This is a genomic window from Citrobacter sp. Cf125 (assembly GCF_030333935.1).
Taxonomy (GTDB): domain Bacteria; phylum Pseudomonadota; class Gammaproteobacteria; order Enterobacterales; family Enterobacteriaceae; genus Citrobacter; species Citrobacter freundii.
This window is the reverse complement of sequence record NZ_JAOWEY010000023.1, coordinates 602,575-623,328: the sequence shown is the minus strand read 5'-3', so window position 1 is coordinate 623,328 and position 20,754 is coordinate 602,575. Positions and strand designations below refer to the sequence as shown.

General features: G+C 52.6%; 22 protein-coding genes. 6 read left to right on the top strand and 16 right to left on the bottom strand.

Features of this window, described 5'->3' with window-relative positions; translation table 11 throughout:
- Window positions 1-177: 177 nt before the first annotated feature.
- Both OGV89_RS13460 and OGV89_RS13455 read left to right on the top strand, forming a co-directional pair.
- Window positions 178-1,509 carry an SLC5/6 family protein gene (locus tag OGV89_RS13460; RefSeq protein WP_003841510.1) on the top strand — a complete coding sequence of 444 codons (1,332 nt, stop codon included), beginning with the start codon at window positions 178-180 and terminating at the stop codon, window positions 1,507-1,509.
- Window positions 1,510-1,533: 24 nt separating this feature from the next.
- A complete protein-coding gene (locus OGV89_RS13455; protein WP_003841509.1) occupies window positions 1,534-2,844 on the top strand; it encodes an L-cysteine desulfidase family protein in 1,311 nt (436 codons plus the stop codon).
- Between the two features lie 54 nt (window positions 2,845-2,898).
- Here OGV89_RS13455 and OGV89_RS13450 read toward each other — a convergent pair whose 3' ends face one another.
- Both OGV89_RS13450 and OGV89_RS13445 read right to left on the bottom strand, forming a co-directional pair.
- Window positions 2,899-3,048, bottom strand: coding sequence for a protein YhaL (locus tag OGV89_RS13450; RefSeq protein ID WP_003841507.1), 150 nt, complete (start codon window positions 3,046-3,048; stop codon window positions 2,899-2,901).
- 26 nt (window positions 3,049-3,074) lie between these two features.
- Window positions 3,075-3,776, bottom strand: coding sequence for a pirin family protein (locus tag OGV89_RS13445; RefSeq protein WP_003024860.1), 702 nt, complete (start codon window positions 3,774-3,776; stop codon window positions 3,075-3,077).
- Window positions 3,777-3,880: 104 nt separating this feature from the next.
- On the opposite strand from OGV89_RS13445, the gene yhaJ reads away from it, so the two are divergent.
- On the top strand, window positions 3,881-4,777 hold the full coding sequence (gene yhaJ, locus OGV89_RS13440) for a DNA-binding transcriptional regulator YhaJ (RefSeq protein WP_003024855.1): 897 nt from the start codon (window positions 3,881-3,883) through the stop codon (window positions 4,775-4,777).
- A 37-nt stretch (window positions 4,778-4,814) separates the two neighbouring features.
- Here the strand turns inward: yhaJ and OGV89_RS13435 are convergent, their stop codons facing one another.
- The 11 genes from OGV89_RS13435 to OGV89_RS13385 form a co-directional block, all read right to left on the bottom strand.
- Window positions 4,815-5,180, bottom strand: coding sequence for a DUF805 domain-containing protein (locus tag OGV89_RS13435; RefSeq protein ID WP_003024853.1), 366 nt, complete (start codon window positions 5,178-5,180; stop codon window positions 4,815-4,817).
- A gap of 863 nt (window positions 5,181-6,043) precedes the next feature.
- On the bottom strand, window positions 6,044-7,030 hold the full coding sequence (locus tag OGV89_RS13430) for a glutathione S-transferase family protein (RefSeq protein WP_046670244.1): 987 nt from the start codon (window positions 7,028-7,030) through the stop codon (window positions 6,044-6,046).
- 71 nt (window positions 7,031-7,101) lie between these two features.
- Window positions 7,102-7,494 carry a DoxX family protein gene (locus OGV89_RS13425; RefSeq protein ID WP_003024847.1) on the bottom strand — a complete coding sequence of 131 codons (393 nt, stop codon included), beginning with the start codon at window positions 7,492-7,494 and terminating at the stop codon, window positions 7,102-7,104.
- 173 nt (window positions 7,495-7,667) lie between these two features.
- Window positions 7,668-7,967 carry a YqjK-like family protein gene (locus tag OGV89_RS13420; protein ID WP_003024845.1) on the bottom strand — a complete coding sequence of 100 codons (300 nt, stop codon included), beginning with the start codon at window positions 7,965-7,967 and terminating at the stop codon, window positions 7,668-7,670.
- On the bottom strand, window positions 7,967-8,362 hold the full coding sequence (locus OGV89_RS13415) for a phage holin family protein (RefSeq protein WP_003024834.1): 396 nt from the start codon (window positions 8,360-8,362) through the stop codon (window positions 7,967-7,969). Before OGV89_RS13415 ends, OGV89_RS13420 begins: the two co-directional genes overlap by 1 nt.
- A 2-nt stretch (window positions 8,363-8,364) precedes the next feature.
- Window positions 8,365-8,670 (bottom strand): ElaB/YgaM/YqjD family protein, encoded by a 306-nt coding sequence (locus OGV89_RS13410; RefSeq protein ID WP_003024832.1) that lies wholly within the window; start codon window positions 8,668-8,670, stop codon window positions 8,365-8,367.
- 33 nt (window positions 8,671-8,703) lie between these two features.
- Complete coding sequence (locus OGV89_RS13405) at window positions 8,704-9,072, bottom strand: DUF1090 domain-containing protein (protein WP_003024825.1); 369 nt, start codon at window positions 9,070-9,072, stop codon at window positions 8,704-8,706.
- Window positions 9,073-9,220: 148 nt separating this feature from the next.
- A complete protein-coding gene (gene mzrA / locus OGV89_RS13400) occupies window positions 9,221-9,589 on the bottom strand; it encodes an EnvZ/OmpR regulon moderator MzrA (RefSeq protein WP_162838710.1) in 369 nt (122 codons plus the stop codon).
- 18 nt (window positions 9,590-9,607) lie between these two features.
- Entirely contained in the window at window positions 9,608-10,270 is a 663-nt protein-coding gene (gene yqjA / locus OGV89_RS13395) for a DedA family general envelope maintenance protein YqjA (protein ID WP_003024820.1), read from the bottom strand.
- Window positions 10,271-10,618: 348 nt separating this feature from the next.
- Window positions 10,619-11,395 (bottom strand): transcriptional regulator ExuR, encoded by a 777-nt coding sequence (gene exuR, locus OGV89_RS13390; RefSeq protein WP_003024817.1) that lies wholly within the window; start codon window positions 11,393-11,395, stop codon window positions 10,619-10,621.
- A 134-nt stretch (window positions 11,396-11,529) separates the two neighbouring features.
- Window positions 11,530-12,831 (bottom strand): MFS transporter, encoded by a 1,302-nt coding sequence (locus tag OGV89_RS13385; protein WP_003024814.1) that lies wholly within the window; start codon window positions 12,829-12,831, stop codon window positions 11,530-11,532.
- A gap of 471 nt (window positions 12,832-13,302) precedes the next feature.
- On the opposite strand from OGV89_RS13385, the gene uxaC reads away from it, so the two are divergent.
- The 3 genes from uxaC to OGV89_RS13370 all read left to right on the top strand — a co-directional run bounded on the left by uxaC (window position 13,303) and on the right by OGV89_RS13370 (window position 16,980).
- Window positions 13,303-14,715 (top strand): glucuronate isomerase, encoded by a 1,413-nt coding sequence (uxaC, locus tag OGV89_RS13380; RefSeq protein ID WP_032937314.1) that lies wholly within the window; start codon window positions 13,303-13,305, stop codon window positions 14,713-14,715.
- 15 nt (window positions 14,716-14,730) lie between these two features.
- The gene (locus tag OGV89_RS13375; protein ID WP_032937315.1) at window positions 14,731-16,218 is read left to right on the top strand and encodes a UxaA family hydrolase; all 1,488 of its coding nucleotides are present in this window, start codon (window positions 14,731-14,733) and stop codon (window positions 16,216-16,218) included.
- 207 nt (window positions 16,219-16,425) lie between these two features.
- A complete protein-coding gene (locus OGV89_RS13370; RefSeq protein ID WP_032937316.1) occupies window positions 16,426-16,980 on the top strand; it encodes a YgjV family protein in 555 nt (184 codons plus the stop codon).
- Between the two features lie 16 nt (window positions 16,981-16,996).
- Here OGV89_RS13370 and sstT read toward each other — a convergent pair whose 3' ends face one another.
- The 3 genes from sstT to OGV89_RS13355 form a co-directional block, all read right to left on the bottom strand.
- Entirely contained in the window at window positions 16,997-18,241 is a 1,245-nt protein-coding gene (sstT, locus tag OGV89_RS13365; RefSeq protein ID WP_003841490.1) for a serine/threonine transporter SstT, read from the bottom strand.
- A gap of 243 nt (window positions 18,242-18,484) precedes the next feature.
- Complete coding sequence (locus OGV89_RS13360; RefSeq protein WP_121540790.1) at window positions 18,485-19,453, bottom strand: TerC family protein; 969 nt, start codon at window positions 19,451-19,453, stop codon at window positions 18,485-18,487.
- A 271-nt stretch (window positions 19,454-19,724) separates the two neighbouring features.
- Window positions 19,725-20,723: a Gfo/Idh/MocA family protein gene (locus tag OGV89_RS13355; protein WP_286558828.1), complete on the bottom strand. Its 999-nt coding sequence runs from the start codon at window positions 20,721-20,723 to the stop codon at window positions 19,725-19,727.
- Window positions 20,724-20,754 lie beyond the last annotated feature (31 nt).

Genomic DNA, 20,754 nt, shown 5'->3' with positions numbered 1-20,754 from the left:
GAAAAATTTTATTAAACATTATGAAATGAGTGGGTATTTATGTGAAGTTTTTCTCTGACCCTCGGCGTATGATTTCTCCATTCTAACGAACTCGCCTGCACGACTCGTACCGCGTATCGCATTGATGCGGAACGGAAAAATAATAAAACCTTACCCTACATTTTGAGCGAGATTTTTATGGAAACGGCAACGAATAACAGCGTAATACTCGACGCATCAGCTCCGGCGCGTCGGGCGGGGATGACCGAAAGTGAATGGCGTGAAGCCATTAAATTCGACAGCATGGACACTGGCTGGGTCATTATGAGTATCGGTATGGCAATTGGCGCGGGGATTGTTTTTCTTCCTGTCCAGGTCGGGTTAATGGGGCTGTGGGTGTTCTTGCTGTCCTCTATCATTGGCTACCCAGCCATGTATCTGTTCCAGCGTCTGTTTATCAATACGCTGGCTGAGTCCCCGGAATGTAAAGATTACCCAAGCGTGATCAGCGGTTACCTGGGTAAAAACTGGGGCATCCTGTTAGGTGCGTTGTACTTTGTGATGCTGGTAATCTGGATGTTCGTCTACTCCACCGCCATCACCAACGATAGCGCCTCTTACCTGCATACTTTTGGCGTTACTGAAGGTTTACTGTCCGACAGCCCGTTCTATGGCCTGGTGCTGATTTGCATCCTGGTGGCCATCTCGTCACGCGGGGAAAAACTGCTGTTTAAAATCTCCACCGGCATGGTGCTGACCAAACTGCTGGTAGTGGCAGCGCTTGGCGTATCGATGGTTGGGATGTGGCATTTGTATAACGTAGGTTTACTGCCGCCGATGGCGCTGCTGATCAAAAACGCGATCATAACGTTGCCATTTACGCTGACCTCAATTCTGTTTATTCAGACATTAAGCCCGATGGTTATCTCGTATCGTTCTCGCAACAAATCCATTGAAGTGGCGCGCCATAAAGCCCTGCGAGCGATGAATATCGCGTTCGGCATTCTGTTCGTGACCGTCTTTTTCTACGCCGTTTCCTTCACGTTGGCGATGGGCCATGACGAAGCGGTTAAAGCTTATGAGCAGAATATTTCCGCTCTGGCGATTGCCGCGCAGTTTATCAGCGGTGCGGGTGCTGGTTGGGTGAAAATCGTCAGCGTTGTTCTGAACATCTTTGCCGTTATGACCGCTTTCTTCGGCGTCTACTTAGGTTTCCGTGAAGCGACTCAGGGGATCGTAATGAACGTGCTGCGCCGCAAAATGCCAGCCGAGAAAATCAACGAAACCCTGGTTCAGCGCGGCATTATGGTTTTCGCCATCCTGCTGGCCTGGAGCGCAATTGTGCTCAATGCGCCGGTGCTGAGCTTCACCTCTATTTGTAGTCCTATCTTCGGCATGGTGGGTTGTCTGATCCCGGCCTGGCTGGTCTACAAAGTTCCTTCACTGCACAAATACAAAGGCGCTTCCCTGTATCTGATTATTATCACGGGCCTGCTGCTGTGCGTTTCTCCGTTCCTGGCATTTTCCTGAGTTATCTGAGCAAAGGTTGTTGTTATGTTTGAGACTACATTGAATCCATTATGGGATAGTTTTATCCGCGCGGTACAGGAAGAGGTTAAGCCTGCGCTGGGTTGTACGGAACCTATCTCTCTGGCGCTGGCGGCAGCGGTCGCATCCTCTGAGCTGGACGGCGCGGTTGAACGTATTGATGCGTGGGTCTCACCGAACCTGATGAAAAACGGCATGGGCGTTACCGTGCCGGGTACCGGAATGGTCGGGTTACCTGTCGCGGCGGCGCTGGGTGCGCTGGGGGGAAATGCCCGTGCCGGTTTAGAGGTACTGAAAGATGCGTCGCCCCAAGCGATCGCTGATGCGAAAGCGATGTTGAGCGCTGGCAAGGTCGCGGTGATGCTGCAGGAGCCTTGCGAGGATATCCTCTTTTCCCGCGCGAAGGTTTACAGCGCTGAAGGATGGGCGTGCGTGACGATTGTGGGCGGTCATACCAACATAGTCCACATCGAGACCAATAAGGGTGTAGTGTTCACCACAGAACAGAATGCTCAGGAAGAGGAGCTGGAGTCGCCGCTGGCGGTATTATCTCACACCTCGCTGGAAGAGATTCTGGCGTTCGTGAACGCGGTACCGTTTGAGTCGATCCGCTTTATTCTTGATGCGGCAAAGCTGAACGGTGCGCTGTCTCAGGAAGGGCTGCGTGGTAACTGGGGCTTGCACATCGGAACCACACTTGAGAAGCAGTGCGCGCGTGGTCTGCTGGCGAACGATCTCTCCACCTCTATTCTGATCCGCACCAGTGCGGCATCGGATGCGCGAATGGGTGGGGCGACGCTGCCGGCCATGAGTAACTCCGGATCCGGCAATCAGGGGATTACCGCGACTGTTCCGGTCATGGTGGTGGCCGAGCACTTTGGCGCGGATGAGGAGAAACTGGCACGTGCGCTAATGTTGTCTCACCTGAGCGCTATCTACATCCATCATCAGCTTCCTCGTTTGTCTGCGCTGTGCGCAGCAACCACGGCGGCGATGGGCGCAGCAGCGGGGATGGCATGGATCGTGGATGGCCGCTACAACACCATCGCGATGGCGATCAGCAGCATGATTGGCGACGTGAGCGGAATGATTTGCGATGGCGCTTCAAACAGCTGCGCGATGAAAGTCTCAACCAGCGCATCTGCGGCGTGGAAAGCGGTACTGATGGCACTGGATGATACTGCCGTAACCGGAAACGAAGGGATTGTGGCGCATAACGTGGAACAATCTATCGCTAACCTGTGTGCGCTGGCGTGTCGTTCGATGCAGGAAACCGACAAGCAGATCATTGAGATCATGGCCAGTAAGGCGCATTAATCTTCAGGTCGGGTAAGGCGTTGCCGCCACCCGGCATAAGTCTAAGCCGCCTTTTCAGGCGGCTTCTTCGTCTTCCAGCCGTAGTTCGGCATCGGCCACAATCGCTTCCAGCTCTGTCAGCATTTCTTCATAGCCGAAGGCAACTGTTTCCTGTTTTTTCAGCTCAACCTGCGGCTGGCGTTTTTTTGATGATTTCTTGCTCAATAGTCGTACTCCATTGTTTTCCCTGACTATACGGGCAAATCTATCAGCAAAGCGCGCAGCGGGGTATCGGCGACTAACGTTATGTTAGTTTCGTCACGAATAAATGCCCCATCGCCACAGGTGAGCGCTTCTTTTTCGGCACCAGACGTCACCGCATGGAATCTGCCGTGAATCGACTGTAAATAAGCGCGTGGCCCATGTAACTGAAAACTCAGCGATTCACCTTGCTGCAGTTCAACGTGGTGCACCCATACCTGTTGGCGCAGATGCAGGCTGCCTTGTTCACCGTCCGGCGAGGCCAGCAGCTGATGCTTACCGGTACCCAGCGTGGCTTTCTGTACGCAGGCGTTTTCACGCTGCGGGCAGGCGTCCAGCCAGAGCTGCATCCGCGTTAATGGTTTGTCTTTGCTGATATTGTGTTCGCTATAGCTAATCCCGGGCTGTGTCGCGAGCAGTAAAACTTCTCCTGCTTTGGCCTTGATATGGTTGCCTTCGCTGTCTCGGTACTCCGCTTCCCCTTCGAGGATCAGATTGACGATATCCACCTTCGGATAGGTCCGTGGCTGGAAAGAGGCCCCCGGTGCCAGAACTTCCTGGTTCAGAACACGCAGCGAGGCATAACCCAGCAGTTTAGGATCAAAATAGTGTCCAAAGGAGAAGGTATAACGGGCCTGCAGCCAGCCGTAGTCTGCTTGCCCGCATTGTTTGGCTGTACGGGTAGTAATCATAGTTCTTGACCTCTCTTTACTTCCTTTTATGTTAAATGGCTAGACGCTGCATTGTTAGCCAGATATTCTGCCTGGTATGTTCAAATTTCCTGAATGAGAACGAGATGGCTAAAGAAAGGGCTTTAACGCTTGAGGCGTTACGCGTCATGGACGCAATAGACAGGCGCGGCAGCTTTGCCGCCGCAGCAGACGAACTGGGGCGCGTGCCTTCCGCACTTAGCTATACCATGCAGAAGCTGGAGGAAGAGCTGGACGTAGTGCTGTTTGACCGTTCAGGCCACCGTACAAAATTCACTAACGTCGGGCGTATGCTGCTGGAGCGTGGGCGCGTACTGCTGGAAGCTGCGGATAAGCTGACTACCGATGCCGAAGCGTTGGCTCGAGGATGGGAAACGCATTTGACTATCGTTACCGAAGCACTGGTGCCAACGGCGGCGTTTTTCCCGCTGATCGACCGACTTGCCGGCAAGGCCAATACCCAGCTTTCCGTCATTACCGAAGTTCTGGCCGGGGCGTGGGAGCGTCTTGAGCAGGGGCGGGCGGATATCGTGATTGCGCCGGATATGCATTTTCGCTCATCTTCCGAAATCAACTCGCGCAAGCTGTACTCGCTGATGAACGTGTATGTGGCGGCTCCGGATCATCCGATTCATCAGGAGCCGGAACCGTTATCGGAAGTCACCCGCGTGAAATACCGTGGGATCGCTGTGGCGGATACCGCCCGTGAGCGTCCGGTACTCACGGTTCAATTGCTGGATAAACAGCCGCGTCTGACGGTGAGTACGATAGAAGATAAACGTCAGGCGCTGCTGGCCGGATTGGGCGTAGCGACAATGCCGTACCCGCTGGTGGAAGAGGATATTGCAGCTGGTCGACTGCGGGTCGTTAGCCCGGAATCGACAAGCGAGATAGATATTATTATGGCCTGGCGTCGTGACAGCATGGGCGAGGCGAAATCCTGGTGTCTGCGAGAAATTCCCAAGCTGTTTGCGGGTAAATAAGAAATACGCCCCTCCAACGGAAGGGGCGTATTTAAATTCAGGACAACTGTTTGGGGTCAGCGCCGAAGCGGTTACTCCCCGGAGTGCCGTTTTGACAGTTGAAAATGATGATCACCAACCAGCCGACGATCGGGATCAGCAGCACCAGCAGCCACCAGGCTGAACGATCCGTGTCATGTAAACGCCGAAACTGTACCGCCCACCACGGGATAAAGACCAGAACCCCGTAAATCGTCGTTAATATGCCTTCTCCTCCGGCGCGTTCCCAGCCAAGCATTCTGTCCAGAATGCCCAGCACGAACGTGAAGATGATGTTGACCAGCACAAACATCCAGTATTCTTTACGACGCGCGCGGCCACCAAAACCAAAGTAATTCTTTAATACGTTTAAATACCAATCCATTTTTGCCTCGTTCTGCGTTCAATTACTTGTTTTTAAAGCAATCAAATTAAGAATAGCTGCGAATGGAATGCTGGTAAATGTTTGTGTTGTTAATTATTTGGCCTCCAAACGGGCAATGCCGATCAGTTAAGCATGTATGGTGAACATGTGATTCTTGCTCAGGGTTCCGTTCACCTCATGTGCGTTGCTTCTCTGATATCTTTATACCCGTGAACGGGCAAGGGAGGCTCACCGCCGCCTCCCTTGCAACCCAGGCTCCCGGCGGGAAAATCGTCGCTGCGCGATGTATTCGTCTTATTCCGTCTGCCTGTCGGGTCGGGGCCGAGCCTGCGTCCATGCAGGCCGTTCCCTCTGCCCGCATCCCTGCGGGCAGCCCCGGTCAGCCGTCAACGCCTCATCGATTTTCAGCCGGACCGGGGTCATCGCTGTAATGCTCTGACTTCCAGTTAAATCTGATTTGCTGTTCAGATATATTCAAAAAAACGCAGATGGTCAGGTGTGGGCTGGTCCGGCTGAAAATTGCCGACGTGTTTCCGTAAGGCCGGGAGAACCCGCATGGATGCGGGTTCAGGGCGCGTTTTACAGGGACGTTTCCTCGCGCCCGACCCGGTAGCCTGGAGGAATAAGCGGAGGGTATTGCACAGCAACAATTTTCCTGCCGGGAGCCGGGATTGTAAAGGGCGTGGCGGAGAACGCCCTTTACACGTTCACAGGAATCGGTGCTTCAGAGAAACGATGAACATGAGGTGAACGGAACCCTTTCCCTGAAATAGCATATTCATTACCTCCGCCAGCACATGTTGATGCCTTTCGAAACTGAGGCGTTAACTGAACAGCATTACCCAAACGGAGGCCAGTGTAAATCAGGTGAAACGCTCGTCACGCCCATGAGGTTCGCTGAGATCCTGCCACGGGCCGATTGAAATAATACCGGTCGGGTTGATTGTTTTGTGGCTACGGAAGTAGTGATGACGGATATGGTCAAAGTTGACGGTCTCCGCAATGCCCGGCATCTGGTAGATATCGCGCAGAAAACCGTACAGATTCAGGTAGTCACTGATGCGGTGTTTGTCGCACTTGAAGTGGGTGACATAAACCGGATCAAAGCGCACCAGCGTGGTCCACAGGCGAATATCGGCCTCAGTTAGCTGGTCACCGGTCAGGAAGCGATGCTGACCCAGGATCTGCTCCAGTCGTGCCAGAGATTGAAAGACTTTTTCCACGGCATCGTCGTAGGCTTCCTGGCTGGTGGCAAATCCCGCTTTATACACGCCGTTATTGACGTTGTCATAAATCCAGCCGTTCAGCTCGTCGATTTTACTTTGCAGGGCAGGTGGATAGTAATCCCCGGCTTTCGCACCCAGCGCATCAAACGCAGTGTTAAACATGCGGATGATTTCTGCAGATTCGTTGCTGACAATAGTGTGGTTTTTTTTGTCCCACAGTACCGGAACGGTCACCCGACCGCTGTAGTGCGGATCGGCGTGTAAATAGAGCTGATAAAGAAATTTGTGCTGATACAGGGTATCGCCGGTTGCCGCTGGGAAGTTGTCGTCAAAGGTCCAGCCGTTTTCCAGCATTAGCGGATGCACAACGGAAACGGAAATAAACGGTTCCAGCCCTTTAAGTTTACGCAAAATCAGTGTGCGATGTGCCCACGGACAGGCCAGAGAAACGTACAGATGATAACGGTCTTTTTCGGCAGCAAAGCCACCTTCACCGGTCTGGCCAGGCGTGCCATCTGCGGTGAGCCAGTTACGGAAAGCCGATGCAGAACGTTGAAATTTCCCACCGGTTGATTTGGTGTCGTACCAAGTGTCATGCCAGACGCCGTCAATCAGTTGTCCCATTTTATCGTCTCCTCAGATAGCAAAAGCGAGGAGATATCTCCTCGCTTTTTGATGTGTTCAGTATAGTTTGCTTACCACTTTTTATTCAGTACGCGGTCAATACTGAATGCGCCCGGACCGGTGATAGCCAGCAGCAGGAAGCCGCCTGCTATGGTCAGGTTTTTCATAAACATCAGAGAGTTCACACCTTCCGCAAAGTTACTGTGGAAGAGGAATGCCGTCAGCAGCGTGAAGCCTGCGGTGAACAGCGCGGTAGTACGGGTCAGGAAACCGAACAGAATTGCCAGACCGCCGCCAAACTCAAGCAGAATCACCAGCGGCAGCATAAATCCAGGGACGCCCATGGCTTCCATGTACTGTTGGGTACCTGCATATCCGGTGATTTTTCCCCAACCTGCGGTAATAAACAGGATTGGCATCAGAATGCGCGCTACCAGTACACCAACATCTTCTAATTTCTTCATCATACTCTCCAGGAAACCACTCAGGCGGCTTATTGTGTTTTTTTGTGCAACGACGCTGCTGAGCGCGTCGTTGCTGTCGATGAAGAGAATAATAAACGTGGCTAATGAGAATTGTTAGCAAGGAAAACTGTCAGTATTTTTCAAAAATTTTGAGGTTGGGGGTAGGGAAGGGATTAGCCGCGCAGTTGCTGCTGTCTGATGGTCGATTTCACCAGACGCCAGATGCTCCAGACGCTAAAGCCGCGTTTGGCCCAGCGGACCAGCAGATTTGGGTTACGGATGGTGCGAACTGCCATAATACTGCTCCCGACTAACACCCAGCCGCGCAGGTTCAACAGCGTCTTCCAGCCACGATCGTAGACCTCGGTGGCTTCCAGCCAGTCGCGGCGAGTAGCAGACAGATCCAGCCGTTGCTGCTGGATCTGTCCAAGCAGTTGCGCCTTACGTTGTTGACGTTCGACTTTACTGCTCATTATGCGTCATCCTCCAGAGCCCGCCTGTCGTTCGCGAGTTCATTGCGCGTATGGCGTAGCAGCGTTGTTTTACGCGCTTTACGCAGCGTCCATATCCCGCCAATCAGCGCTAACAGCAACAGCACTACGGTGGTGGCAATCATGGCGTTCAGGCGGTATTGAGGGTCAATGGCCCAGATGATAAGTACCATCAGGCTCATCAGGCCAAACGCCGCGAACAGCATAGTCAGCCCAAGCATCAGCAGGATCTGGATGAGGTTGGCTTTTTCCTCTTCCAGCTCAACGACGGCCAGCCGCAGCCGCGTCTCTACGATCTCAACGAGAATCGTCAGGATCCGCTGTCCAATACCCAGTACGCCTTTGCCTGGACCTTGTGCGTGTTGAGAATCAGCCATTGTTAACGGCGCGACAGCAGTACACCAAGCACCACACCGACTGCAGCGCCAATGCCGACGCCTGTCCATGGGTTTTCGCGCACGTAGTTATCGGCTTTAGCCGCGGCCTCACGGGTCTGTTTGGCAATCACATCGCTGGTTTCACTCAGACGATGGCGGCTCTCGCGCAGCGCATGTTCGGCTTTGCTGCGAATTTTACTCATCTCTTCCTTCGACTTATCGCCAGAAGAGCTAAGTACTTCTTCAAGCGTATCCGCAAGAGATTTCAGCTCAGCGCGCAGGTTTTCCGTAGCATTATCTTTCGACATAGTTTTCTCCAGTTGAGTGGCTAGTTACCGTACTTAGTAATCGCGGGTCTCGAGTTCTTTTAGCTCTTTCTGAGCTTCAGCAAGCTTGTGTTCGCGCTTAGCTACCTTATCCGCATCGCCTTTTTGCTTAGCTTCGGCTAAGTCACGTTGACGCTCGGCAATCTCATTTTTCTGCTCGGCGATTTTTTTCTGATGGTTGGCGCGCAGTTTGCTGTCAGTACAGTTTGCCCTGACTTCGCTCAGCGCTTTGTTCAGCCCATTGATGCGGCTCTGATTATTGTGTTTTTCGGCATAGCTAATCTCCCGCTGAATGTCTTGTTCTTTTTCCTGACAGAGGGTGTTGGCGTAGCTGCCGGCACTTAGAGCGAAAAGGCTAATTGCCAAAGCGATGCGGTATTTCATTCTTGAACCTTCCATTGTGATTCGACCTCGTCGTTTAGGGTCGATGCTCCAGAATAATAAAACGTTGGGTCATAAGCCCAGTTTATTAATCATAGGCGCTAAACGGTGAAATCACCAAAGTGAGTGATCTAATTCAGATTCCTGGAAATTAACCAAAGCGGTGTGGAGTATCACGTAAGCGGGATAACCACTGCACCGCCTGATTATCATCATCCTGCTGAGCGATAACGAAACCGTGCGGTAACGTTCGATCAAGTACGACCTTTGCCGCTGCGCTTTGCGCACTGGAATCAAAGGTAATCAGCAGTGCGTCATTTTGCGGAGTGATGCTTTTAAAACGAATGCCGTTGGCATCCAGGTGATGCCAGATAGAGAAGCCATCAGGCATGCTGGCTCCCTGGTTTACGGCACGAATGGCGAGCGTTGATTCCTGCTGGCGAATGACAGACCAGGTCAGGAGCAACGCGCCAATGAACAACATAAAAGTGGTGGACCAGGCAAGTCGTCGGAGCGTTATGCATGATTTCAGCATAATTTACCCTCGGTTCCCGTATTTCTTCTTCCAAAGAACAACCAGTGAACCTGCCAGACCAAACACCAGTAACACCACAGGAAGCAGCATCAGACAAGACATCAGCTGATCTTCATACTTGAGAAACACCGGCGTTTTGCCCAGCAGATAACCAAGCGTTGTGAGAATCAAAACCCAAAGCAGTCCACTCATCCAGTTGAAGAACTGAAAGCGCGCATTGTTCAGGCCGGACAATCCTGCGATGGTCGGCAGTAATGTTCTGACAAACGCGATGAAGCGACCGACCAGCAGCGCAGACAAGCCATGCTTATGGAACAGATGATGCGCGCGCTGATGGTAATGTGCGGGCAGATGAGATAGCCAGTTTTGTACTGTGCGGGTATTCCCCAGCCATCGCCCCTGGATATAGCTAAGCCAGCAACCCAGGCTGGCTGCGGTAGTGAGCAGCAGTACCGTTTGCGGGAAACCCATCGCGCCTTTGGCGATAAGTACGCCGACCAGCACCAGTAGACTGTCGCCAGGTAAAAAGGCCGCTGGCAGCAGTCCGTTTTCCAGAAACAAAATGGTAAATAGTACGAAATAGAGCATGCCAATCATGGAAGGATTGGCCAGCGTTTCAAAATCCTGAGCCCATAAAGCATTCAGTAATTGAGTCAGTAGTTCCATTCAATATTCCTGGAGAATCGGTTGTCGTCATGCCGGTTTTCTGGAGTTTGTAACGCCGCAATTTTATTGGTGTTTTTTACATGGATCGCGGTCTGACACAAATTCACGGCCTGAACTATTCCCTGTAAAGTTGTGAAGTAAGCAAGCTCTCAAACACAAAAATTCAAATAGCATCTAATTGTAACAAAGGTCAACGTTGTCCGTTATAGAAATTACGGTTGTTGAACTGTGATTTTGCTTATCGCAATGGAGGGAGGCGAGAGGATTTACACAGGCTGACACTTTATACCTAATGCTTACCAAGCAGGAGAAACAGGCGCTTTGTCGCGCCTGCATCGAAAAGATTGCTTATTTAGCGCTGTTAACTGCCGTATCGAGATGAACGACCGGATTTTCTGCAAAAAGATAACGATCGGCGTTGAACTCAAAATCATCGCTGGTCTCGTTGAATAACATGATTTTGGTATTCTCCAGGTGCTGCCACATCGCCAGTTTTGCCGCATTGGGATCTTTACGGATCAGTGCTTTGAGAATTTGATCATGGTCATCACACCAGTTATCGACGGTACGTGCGTCGATATGCTCGTGCAGTTTTTTCCAGTACGGGTTGTGGCTGCGCTGGGTCCACATTTTTTCCACGATGGCGGCCAGCGCTGAGTTCTGCGTGGCTAGCGCGACCTGAATATGAAACTGCAGATCCCATTCGGAATCGCGGAAGCATTTTTCATTCCGCGCATGCTCTTGAATGTCCATCAGTTTCATGATGTCTTGCTTGGTAACCTGCGTAGCAGCAAATTCAGCGATATTGCTTTCAATCAACTGACGAGCCTGAAGCAGCTCGAAAGGACCATAATTGGCGAATTCAAGCGATTCGTCGGTGGCCTGCTGGTGACGGGCCTGGTTCGAAATGACATGAATGCCAGAACCTTTGCGCACTTCTACATAGCCCTCAACTTCGAGCATGATAATCGCTTCACGAACCACGGTACGGCTGACATTTTTTTCATCGGCGATAAAGCGCTCTGCGGGGAGTTTTTCACCCACCAGATAGACGCCCTGCTCAATGCGTTCTTTCAGATCAGCGGCAAGTTGTTGGTACAAACGTCGTGGTTCAGTGATTTCCATATGCGCTCCAGGCATGATACGGCAGACTCTATTTGTTATACCACTTTTACGATTACGGCTCCACTCGCGACGTCAAAAAAGCCGCCAGATAACTGGCGGCTTAGCATGACAAAACCTTGTTAAATCTTGTCCGGTTAACTTTGCGCAGCGGGATCGCCAGTTTGCGACTCTGACTCTACCTCGCTGGCCGATTTGTTCTGCAATACTGTCCAGATGACTAACGCGCCGAGGAGGTCGAATACCGCCAGTACGGCAAACAGTGGGCTAAAGCCGATGGTGTCAGCCAGTGCGCCGACGACCAGCGCAAACAGCGTACTTGCAAGCCAGGCGGACATACCGGTCAGACCGTTCGCCGTTGCCACTTCATTACGACCAAACACGTCAGAAGAGAGTGTGATCAGCGCACCGGACAGCGCCTGGTGAGCAAAGCCACCGACGCACAGCAGGGCGATAGCAATGTATGGGCTGGTGAACAGACCGATCATCCCTGGGCCAATCATCAGCAATGCACCCATGGTGACGACCATTTTACGCGAAACGATCAGGTTAACGCCGAACCAGCGCTGGAACAGCGGCGGTAAGTAACCCCCAACGATACAGCCCAGGTCAGCAAACAGCATCGGCATCCAGGCAAACATCGCAATTTCTTTCAGGTTAAAGCCGTAGACTTTAAACATGAACAGCGGGATCCAGGCGTTGAAGGTCCCCCATGCCGGTTCTGCCAGAAAACGCGGCAGCGCGATGCCCCAGAACTGGCGGTTACGCAAGATCTGACCGAGCGACATTTTTTTCGAGGTCGCGTTTTTATGCTGTGATTCCTGACCATTCAGAATGTAATCACGTTCCTCATCAGACAGTTTTTTCTGGTCGCGCGGGTGTTTGTAGAATACAAGCCAGCACATCGCCCAGATGAAGCTCAGCGCACCGGAAATAATGAATGCCATCTGCCAGCTGTGCATGACGATGGCCCAGACCACCAGCGGTGGAGCAATCATCGCGCCGATAGAAGAGCCGACGTTAAAGTAACCTACGGCAATTGAACGCTCTTTTGCCGGGAACCATTCAGAACTGGCTTTCAGACCCGCAGGGATCATTGCGGCTTCAGCGGCACCTACCGCGCCACGCGCCAGTGCCAGTCCACCCCAACTGCCAGCCAGTGCGGTCGCGCCACAGAAGACGGCCCACAGAACGGCGAACATCGCATAACCCACTTTTGTGCCGAGCACATCGAGCACGTAGCCGGCAACGGGTTGCATTACGGTGTAAGCAGCAGAATACGCTGCGATGATATAGGAATACTGTTGAGTGGAGATGTGTAACTCTTCCATCAGAGTTGGCGCAGCTGCCGCCACAGTGTTACGTGTCAGGTAACCCAGCACGGTGCCAAGTGTCACCAGTGCAATCATGTACCAACGTAACCCTTTAATTTTACGCATGTAAAACCTCATCGTTTTGTTATGTCCGCGAACGAGCGGTCATCTTCCAGTTCAGGGCGGAGGATGTTCTTTTACGAGGGGGGACCGAAAAAAAGCCGGTACTCCCCGAACTTTGCCATGTCAATAATTGTGCTAATTCGGTTTCCGTACCGGTCAATCCGATGGATATCCATCGGTAATTTGCATTCCGTCGGCTTATGTATCGCGACGGCCAAAAGATAACTTGTCATACAGCTTTAAAAGGTGAGTGCCATCACAAAAGCGTGAATCTTCGTGTGGTCATTATTTCGATTCAGCAAAGCCAGAACTGGCGCGGCTTGACGCGTGATTTACCTCTTTGAGAGTAATTTTTTTGTCACCATTTGTTGATCTAACTCACGAAAATATCTTCAGCGTATAGAAATTGGTGTGATAACTTTGTCAACATCAAAACATAAGCAATCTGACGCACTCGTTGAGAGGAAGACGATAATGACCCCGTTTATGACTGAAGATTTCCTGCTGGACACCGAATTTGCCCGCCGTCTGTACCATGATTACGCCAAAGACCAGCCGATCTTCGATTACCACTGCCATTTACCACCGCAACAAATCGCTGAAAACTACCGTTTTAATAACCTGTATGACATCTGGCTGAAGGGTGATCACTACAAATGGCGTGCGATGCGTACCAATGGCGTCGCTGAGCGCTTGTGTACCGGCGATGCGTCCGATCGCGAGAAGTTTGACGCATGGGCCGCCACGGTTCCGCACACTATCGGTAACCCGCTGTACCACTGGACCCACCTCGAATTACGTCGTCCGTTTGGTATTACAGGTAAGCTGCTGTCTCCGGCAACGGCTGACGAAATCTGGAACCAGTGCAACGAGCTGCTGGCGCAGGATGAATTCTCTGCGCGCGGAATCATGCAGCAGATGAATGTGAAAATGGTCGGCACTACCGATGATCCGATCGACTCTCTGGAGCACCATGCGGCCGTTGCTAAAGACGGAAGCTTTGATGTGAAAGTGCTGCCGAGCTGGCGTCCGGATAAAGCCTTTAACATTGAGCTGGCGACCTTTAATGACTACATGGCGAAGCTCGGTGAAGTGTCTGACACGGATATCCGCCGCTTCAGCGACCTGCAAGCTGCACTGACCAAACGTCTTGATCACTTCGCAGCTCACGGCTGTAAAGTCTCTGACCACGCGCTGGACGTGGTGCTGTTTGCCGAATCTAACGAATCTGAGCTGGATAGCATTCTGGCGCGTCGCCTGGCGGGTGAAACCCTGAGTGAACATGAAGTGGCGCAGTTCAAAACCGCCGTTCTGGTGTTCCTCGGCGCTGAATACGCCCGTCGCGAATGGGTACAGCAGTACCACATCGGCGCGCTGCGTAATAACAACCTGCGTCAGTTCAAACTGCTCGGCGCGGACGTCGGCTTCGACTCCATCAACGACCGTCCGATGGCGGAAGAGCTGTCCAAACTGCTGAGCAAGCAGAATGAACAAAACCTGCTGCCGAAAACCATTCTGTACTGTCTGAACCCGCGCGATAACGAAGTGCTTGGGACTATGATCGGTAACTTCCAGGGCGAAGGTATGCCGGGCAAAATGCAGTTCGGTTCCGGCTGGTGGTTCAACGATCAGAAAGACGGGATGGAACGTCAGATGACGCAGCTGGCCCAGCTCGGTTTGCTGAGCCGTTTCGTCGGCATGCTGACCGATAGCCGTAGCTTCCTGTCTTACACCCGTCACGAATACTTCCGTCGTATTCTGTGCCAGATGATTGGCCGCTGGGTTGCTGCTGGTGAAGCACCGGCAGATATCCAACTGCTGGGTGAAATGGTCAGAAATATTTGCTTCAACAATGCGCGCGATTATTTCGCCATTGAACTGAACTAAGGCCTGGGTGAAGGTATGCAATACATCAAGATCCATGCGCTGGATAACGTCGCGGTTGCGCTTGCTGATTTGGCTGAAGGAAATGAAGTCACCGTTGATGGGCAGGCGGTAATCCTGCGCCAGGCGGTCTCTCGTGGCCATAAATTCGCCTTATGCGATATTGCGAAAGGCGAAAACGTCATTAAATACGGTTTGCCAATTGGCCATACGCTGGTGGACGTTGCGGCGGGTGAGCATATTCATGCTCACAACACGCGTACCAATCTGAGCGACCTGGATACGTATCGCTACCAACCTGATTTCCAGGCCGAAGTCGCGCAGCCTGCCGATCGCGATGTGCAGATTTATCGCCGCGCGAACGGTGACGTTGGGGTGCGTAACGAACTGTGGATCCTGCCAACGGTAGGCTGCGTTAACGCGATGGCGCGCCAGATGCAGAACCGTTTTCTGAAAGAGACTAACGACGCCGAAGGAATCGACGGCGTGCATCTCTTCAGCCACACCTACGGCTGTTCACAGCTCGGCGACGACCACATTAATACCCGCACCATGCTGCAAAACATGGTGCGTCACCCGAATGCGGGTGCGGTGCTGGTGGTTGGTCTGGGCTGTGAAAACAATCAGGTGGATGCCTTCCGCGAAACCTTAGGCGAGTACGATCCTGAGCGCGTTCACTTCATGGTCTGCCAACATCAGGAAGACGAAGTGGAAGCGGGGATTGAACATCTTCACCAGCTGTACAACGTGATGCGTAACGATAAGCGTGAACCGGGTAAGCTGGGCGAGCTGAAGTTTGGTCTGGAATGCGGCGGCTCTGACGGCCTCTCCGGTATTACCGCCAACCCGATGCTGGGCCGTTTCTCCGACTACGTGATTGCTAACGGCGGAACTACAGTGCTGACCGAAGTGCCGGAAATGTTCGGCGCCGAGCAGCTGCTGATGGACCACTGCCGCGATGAAGAAACGTTCGGCAAGCTGGTCACCATGGTTAATGACTTCAAGCAGTACTTCATTGCCCACGACCAACCGATCTACGAGAACCCATCGCCGGGCAACAAAGCGGGCGGTATCACCACGCTGGAAGATAAATCGCTGGGCTGTACGCAAAAAGCGGGCTCCAGCCAGGTGGTTGACGTGCTGCGCTACGGCGAGCGTCTGAAAACCCACGGCCTGAACCTGCTGAGCGCACCTGGTAACGATGCGGTGGCGACCAGTGCCCTGGCGGGGGCGGGCTGTCATATGGTGCTGTTCAGTACCGGTCGCGGTACGCCGTACGGTGGTTTTGTACCGACGGTGAAAATTTCCACCAACAGCGAGCTGGCAGCGAAGAAAAAGCACTGGATCGATTTTGACGCTGGACAGTTGATCCACGGTAAAGCGATGCCTCAACTGCTGAGCGAGTTTGTCGATACGATCGTTGAGTTCGCCAACGGTAAGCAAACCTGCAACGAGCGCAACGATTTCCGGGAACTGGCTATCTTTAAAAGCGGCGTAACGTTGTAATTACCCTTCATCTTTTGCACCACAGCTGTGTTGGCTGCGTTCGCCCACCCCGGTCACTTACTCATGTAAGCTCTCGGGGATGTGCGAACTTGCCACCTTGCTGTAGCACAAAATCTTTTGGGTAAGTTTGTTTATGGTGGAATCTAAAAACGGCGTTTCATAATATGGAGCGCCGTTTGTTTTTGCATTACCTGACAAGGATCATTCATGACCGCGTATTGGCTGGCCCAGGGCGTAGGTGTCATCGCCTTTCTGATCGGCATTACCACCTTTTTCAATCGCGATGAGCGCCGCTTCCGGCTGCAACTTGCTGTCTATAGCGCCACCATTGGCGTGCATTTTTTTCTGATGGGCGCCTGGCCCGCGGGAATGAGCGCAGAACTCAACACCATCCGCACACTTGTCTCAATGCATACCCGCAAACTGTGGGTAATGACCGTTTTTATTATCCTCACCCTGGTTCTCGGTCTGGCGAAATTACAGCATGCGATGGAGCTGTTACCGATAATTGGCACGCTGGCCAGCACCTGGGCGCTGTTTCGCTGCCAAGGGTTAACCGTGCGTTGCGTAATGTGGTGCGCAACCGCCTGTTGGGTTATCCATAATTTCTGGCTGGGATCGATTGGCGGGACGATGATCGAAGGGAGTTTTCTGGTGATGAATGGCCTGAACATTATTCGCTTCCGGCGGATGCAAAAACGCGGAATTGATCCGTTCAAAATTGAAAAAAGCGTACAAGAAAAGGGCCCCTCCGCCCAATGACGGAGGGGCGCAGGGATTAGCCGCGCAGAGCGTTATTTGCCAGACGCTCGTCTTCAGCCTGGCAGGCGGCCGCGGTAAACAAGACATCTGTAGAAGAGTTCAGCGCCGTTTCACAGGAATCCTGCAATACGCCGATGATAAAGCCGACGGCAACTACCTGCATGGCGATATCATTCGGGATACCGAACATATTACACGCCAGTGGGATCAGCAGCAGAGATCCACCCGCCACGCCAGATGCGCCACAGGCGCAAAGCGAAGCCACCACGCTCAGTAACAGCGCCGTCGGTAAATCGACCGGAATACCCAGCGTATTCACCGCCGCCAGCGTCAGCACGGTAATGGTGATCGCCGCACCCGCCATATTGATGGTGGCGCCCAGCGGGATAGATACCGAGTAGGTATCACGATCCAGATTCAGCTTCTCACATAGCGCCATATTCACCGGAATGTTGGCGGCGGAGCTGCGGGTAAAGAAAGCGTACACGCCGCTTTCGCGCAGACAGGCCAGCACCAGCGGATACGGGTTACGGCGAATTTTCCAGAAGACCAGCAGTGGGTTGACCACAAACGCCACCAGCAGCATACAGCCTACCAGTACGGTCAGCAGTTGGGCGTAGCCCCAAAGCGTTGCAAAACCGGTGGTTGCCAGCGTGGATGAGACCAGACCAAAGATACCGATTGGCGCGAAACGAATCACCAGCTTTACCATAAAGGTGACGGCGTTGGACATATCATTGACCAGATTTTTGGTCGTTTCATTACCGTGGCGCAGTGCAAAACCCAGACCGACGGCCCAGACCAGAATACCAATATAGTTAGCGTTAAGCAGGGCATCAACTGGGTTAGAAACCATGCTCATCAGCAGGCTACGCATTACTTCAACGATGCCGGACGGCGGCACGATATCGCCAGCGCTGCTGGAAAGGTGCAGTGTCGACGGGAAGGCGAAGCTGAAGACAACGGCGGCTAATGCCGCTGAAAATGTTCCGAGCAGGTAAAGGAACAGAATGGGGCGGATATTGGTTTTTTGCCCGTGTTGGTGGTTGGCGATAGAGGCCATGACCAGCATCAGAACCAGAATTGGCGCGACGGCTTTTAATGCGCCGACGAACAGCGTACCCAGTAAACCAACGGCTTCTGCCGCAGGTTTTGACACCAGTGCCAGTAAAATCCCCAGTACCAAACCGATCAAAATTTGTTTAACCAGGCTCCCTTGCGCCAAACGCGAGAGTAGCCCCGATGAACGTTGCGTAGTCATGTCGTGATCCTTTCATTGTGTTGTTGCTCATCCATCGTGCGCTCTTACGACGCATCTTTCTGGATGTAACAAAGTGTTTGCGTGGTTGAGTATAAGGAAAGATAAAGCTTCGGGAAGAGAAATATCCTGGATTCCCCGCTGAGATCATATTTTATAACTTTGAATTAACATTGTTTTGACATGATAAACAAAAAGCCCGACGCACGCAGTGTGCTGTCGGGCTTTTCAGCTAGCAGATGAAACTTACTGTATTTGCTGCTTTTTATCGTGCTGGTGGTTGACCCATGCGTTAACAATCAGCGTCACAAACAGAATGCCAAATACCACGCCTAACGAGATAGCGATCGGGATATGGTAGAAATCGACGATCAGCATCTTAATACCGATAAACACCAGAATAACCGACAAGCCGTACTTCAGCATCGAGAAACGCTCCGCCACGCCCGCCAGCAGGAAGTACATTGCACGCAGCCCCAAAATAGCAAACAGGTTCGAGGTCAGCACGATGAACGGGTCGGTGGTAACGGCAAAGATAGCCGGAATACTGTCGACGGCGAAAATCACGTCGCTCAGCTCAACCAGAATCAACACCAACATCAGCGGCGTGACAAACAGCAGACCGTTTTTACGCACGAAGAATTTTTCATCTTCGATGGTATCGGTCATGCGTAAATGGCCGCGCAGCCAGCGTACTAACGGTCTGTCGCCGATACCGGAGGCATCTTCTTTCGCCAGAGCCATCTTCACGCCGGTAAACAGCAGGAACGCGCCGAACACGTACAGCAACCACTCAAACTGGGTGATAAGCCAGCTGCCGGCGAAGATCATGATCGTACGCAGAACAATTGCTCCCAGCACGCCATACACCAATACCCGGCGCTGCAACGCAGGCGGCACTGAGAAGTAGCTGAAGAGCATCAACCAGACAAAGACGTTATCTACTGCCAGCGATTTTTCGATCAGATAGCCGGTCAGGAACGCCAGTGCCTGTGGGTCGGCAACGGCGCGGCCCTGGGTGTCCGCCAGGTACCACCAGAAGGCGGCGTTAAACAGTAGCGACAGCGTTACCCAGACGATTGACCAGGCCGCAGCCTGTTTCATCGACATCGTATGTGCGCCACGACGACCCTGCAACAGCAGGTCGATGGCCAGCATAATTACCACTACGACAGCGAAGCCACCCCATAACAACGGTGTGCCGACAGTATTCATTGTATTTCCCCATGCATAAAAAAAACGGCCAACGCCGAATGACGTTAGCCGCTGCTTTTTATGCATAGACCTTGCCATTCGGCAAGGTCTCACTTACAACAACAAAGGAATACGATGGCGTATTCCTTTGTTATCGCCCGGTGACCGGATGTGGTTTTTCACACATCGTAATGACGATCAACCGACAACGAAGTTACTCCCCTTTGCGGGTTACAAAATATTACAGGCCATGCATTCAGTCAATGGCCTGCAACATTCCATTTACACACTTTTACGCAGTCAGCGAGGTTACCGTTTCGTCTGCCGGGAAAACCACGCCGGTCTGGCGGCGAATCTCCGTTTGCAGTTTAGCGGTGATACGGCTGACGGCCAGTGCCGGGTGATCCACTTCGCCGGATTCAACCAAATGGGCAAAAGCCTCTGCCTCATACAGCATAGTATTGATGTGTTGAGGCGTCGTCAGATCCTGCGTTTTCCCCCCGCGTGGAACGAAGCACACCTTTTGGCATTCGGAAATATGCTCGATGACCAGCGATCCCGACTCACCCTGAATTTCACTGGCTAATACCGAGTCGCTTACTTTTGAGTGCTGGAGCGTAACGCTGAAATCACCGTAATTCAGCACCACCACACCGTGGGCATCCACGCCGCTTTCCAGCAGGCTGGCGCTGGCCTGAACGCTCTGTGGTTCGCCCCACAGCGCAACCGCCGAGGCCAGGCAGTAAAAACCGATATCCATAATCGAGCCATTGGAGAACGCCGGATTAAACGTGTTCGGATTCTCACCATCCAGATAGCGCTGGTAACGCGAGGAGTACTGGCAGTAATTGATAAATGCCTTCCTGATTTTTCCAACTTTTGGGAGCGATTGCTGTAACAGCAGGAAGTTAGGCAGGCTGGCGGTTTTAAACGCTTCAAACAGCACGACCCGGTTTTCACGCGCGCAGGCGATAGCGGCTTCGGCTTGCGCCAGGTTGGAGGCCAGTGGCTTTTCGCAAATAACATGCTTTTTGTGCCGCAAAAACAGCTCGGTCTGCGGGAAGTGCAGGGAGTTTGGACTGGCGATGTAGACGGCGTCGATCGCCTCGCTTTGCGCCATCGCTTCCAGCGAAGTAAACAGATGCTCGACGGGGTAATCGTTGGCGAAGGTCTGTGCCTGCTCAAGGCTACGAGAATAGACTGCGGTTAACTTATACTTGCCGGTTTCATGGGCGGCATCGACAAACTGGCGGGTGATCCAGTTTGTGCCAATTACTGCGAAACGTATCATAAAGGCCTTCAGGCTGCGAAAAGGGATTCTT

Excerpts from the sequence above, each read along its gene's own strand:
- OGV89_RS13460 (WP_003841510.1), top strand. The coding sequence starts at position 178 with ATGGAAACGGCAACGAATAACAGCGTAATACTCGACGCATCAGCTCCG.
- OGV89_RS13455 (WP_003841509.1), top strand. The coding sequence starts at position 1,534 with ATGTTTGAGACTACATTGAATCCATTATGGGATAGTTTTATCCGCGCG.
- OGV89_RS13445 (WP_003024860.1), bottom strand. The coding sequence starts at position 3,776 with ATGATTACTACCCGTACAGCCAAACAATGCGGGCAAGCAGACTACGGC.
- yhaJ (WP_003024855.1), top strand. The coding sequence starts at position 3,881 with ATGGCTAAAGAAAGGGCTTTAACGCTTGAGGCGTTACGCGTCATGGAC.
- OGV89_RS13435 (WP_003024853.1), bottom strand. The coding sequence starts at position 5,180 with ATGGATTGGTATTTAAACGTATTAAAGAATTACTTTGGTTTTGGTGGC.
- OGV89_RS13430 (WP_046670244.1), bottom strand. The coding sequence starts at position 7,030 with ATGGGACAACTGATTGACGGCGTCTGGCATGACACTTGGTACGACACC.
- OGV89_RS13425 (WP_003024847.1), bottom strand. The coding sequence starts at position 7,494 with ATGAAGAAATTAGAAGATGTTGGTGTACTGGTAGCGCGCATTCTGATG.
- OGV89_RS13420 (WP_003024845.1), bottom strand. The coding sequence starts at position 7,967 with ATGAGCAGTAAAGTCGAACGTCAACAACGTAAGGCGCAACTGCTTGGA.
- OGV89_RS13415 (WP_003024834.1), bottom strand. The coding sequence starts at position 8,362 with ATGGCTGATTCTCAACACGCACAAGGTCCAGGCAAAGGCGTACTGGGT.
- OGV89_RS13410 (WP_003024832.1), bottom strand. The coding sequence starts at position 8,670 with ATGTCGAAAGATAATGCTACGGAAAACCTGCGCGCTGAGCTGAAATCT.
- OGV89_RS13405 (WP_003024825.1), bottom strand. The coding sequence starts at position 9,072 with ATGAAATACCGCATCGCTTTGGCAATTAGCCTTTTCGCTCTAAGTGCC.
- yqjA (WP_003024820.1), bottom strand. The coding sequence starts at position 10,270 with ATGGAACTACTGACTCAATTACTGAATGCTTTATGGGCTCAGGATTTT.
- exuR (WP_003024817.1), bottom strand. The coding sequence starts at position 11,395 with ATGGAAATCACTGAACCACGACGTTTGTACCAACAACTTGCCGCTGAT.
- OGV89_RS13385 (WP_003024814.1), bottom strand. The coding sequence starts at position 12,831 with ATGCGTAAAATTAAAGGGTTACGTTGGTACATGATTGCACTGGTGACA.
- uxaC (WP_032937314.1), top strand. The coding sequence starts at position 13,303 with ATGACCCCGTTTATGACTGAAGATTTCCTGCTGGACACCGAATTTGCC.
- OGV89_RS13375 (WP_032937315.1), top strand. The coding sequence starts at position 14,731 with ATGCAATACATCAAGATCCATGCGCTGGATAACGTCGCGGTTGCGCTT.
- OGV89_RS13370 (WP_032937316.1), top strand. The coding sequence starts at position 16,426 with ATGACCGCGTATTGGCTGGCCCAGGGCGTAGGTGTCATCGCCTTTCTG.
- sstT (WP_003841490.1), bottom strand. The coding sequence starts at position 18,241 with ATGACTACGCAACGTTCATCGGGGCTACTCTCGCGTTTGGCGCAAGGG.
- OGV89_RS13360 (WP_121540790.1), bottom strand. The coding sequence starts at position 19,453 with ATGAATACTGTCGGCACACCGTTGTTATGGGGTGGCTTCGCTGTCGTA.
- OGV89_RS13355 (WP_286558828.1), bottom strand. The coding sequence starts at position 20,723 with ATGATACGTTTCGCAGTAATTGGCACAAACTGGATCACCCGCCAGTTT.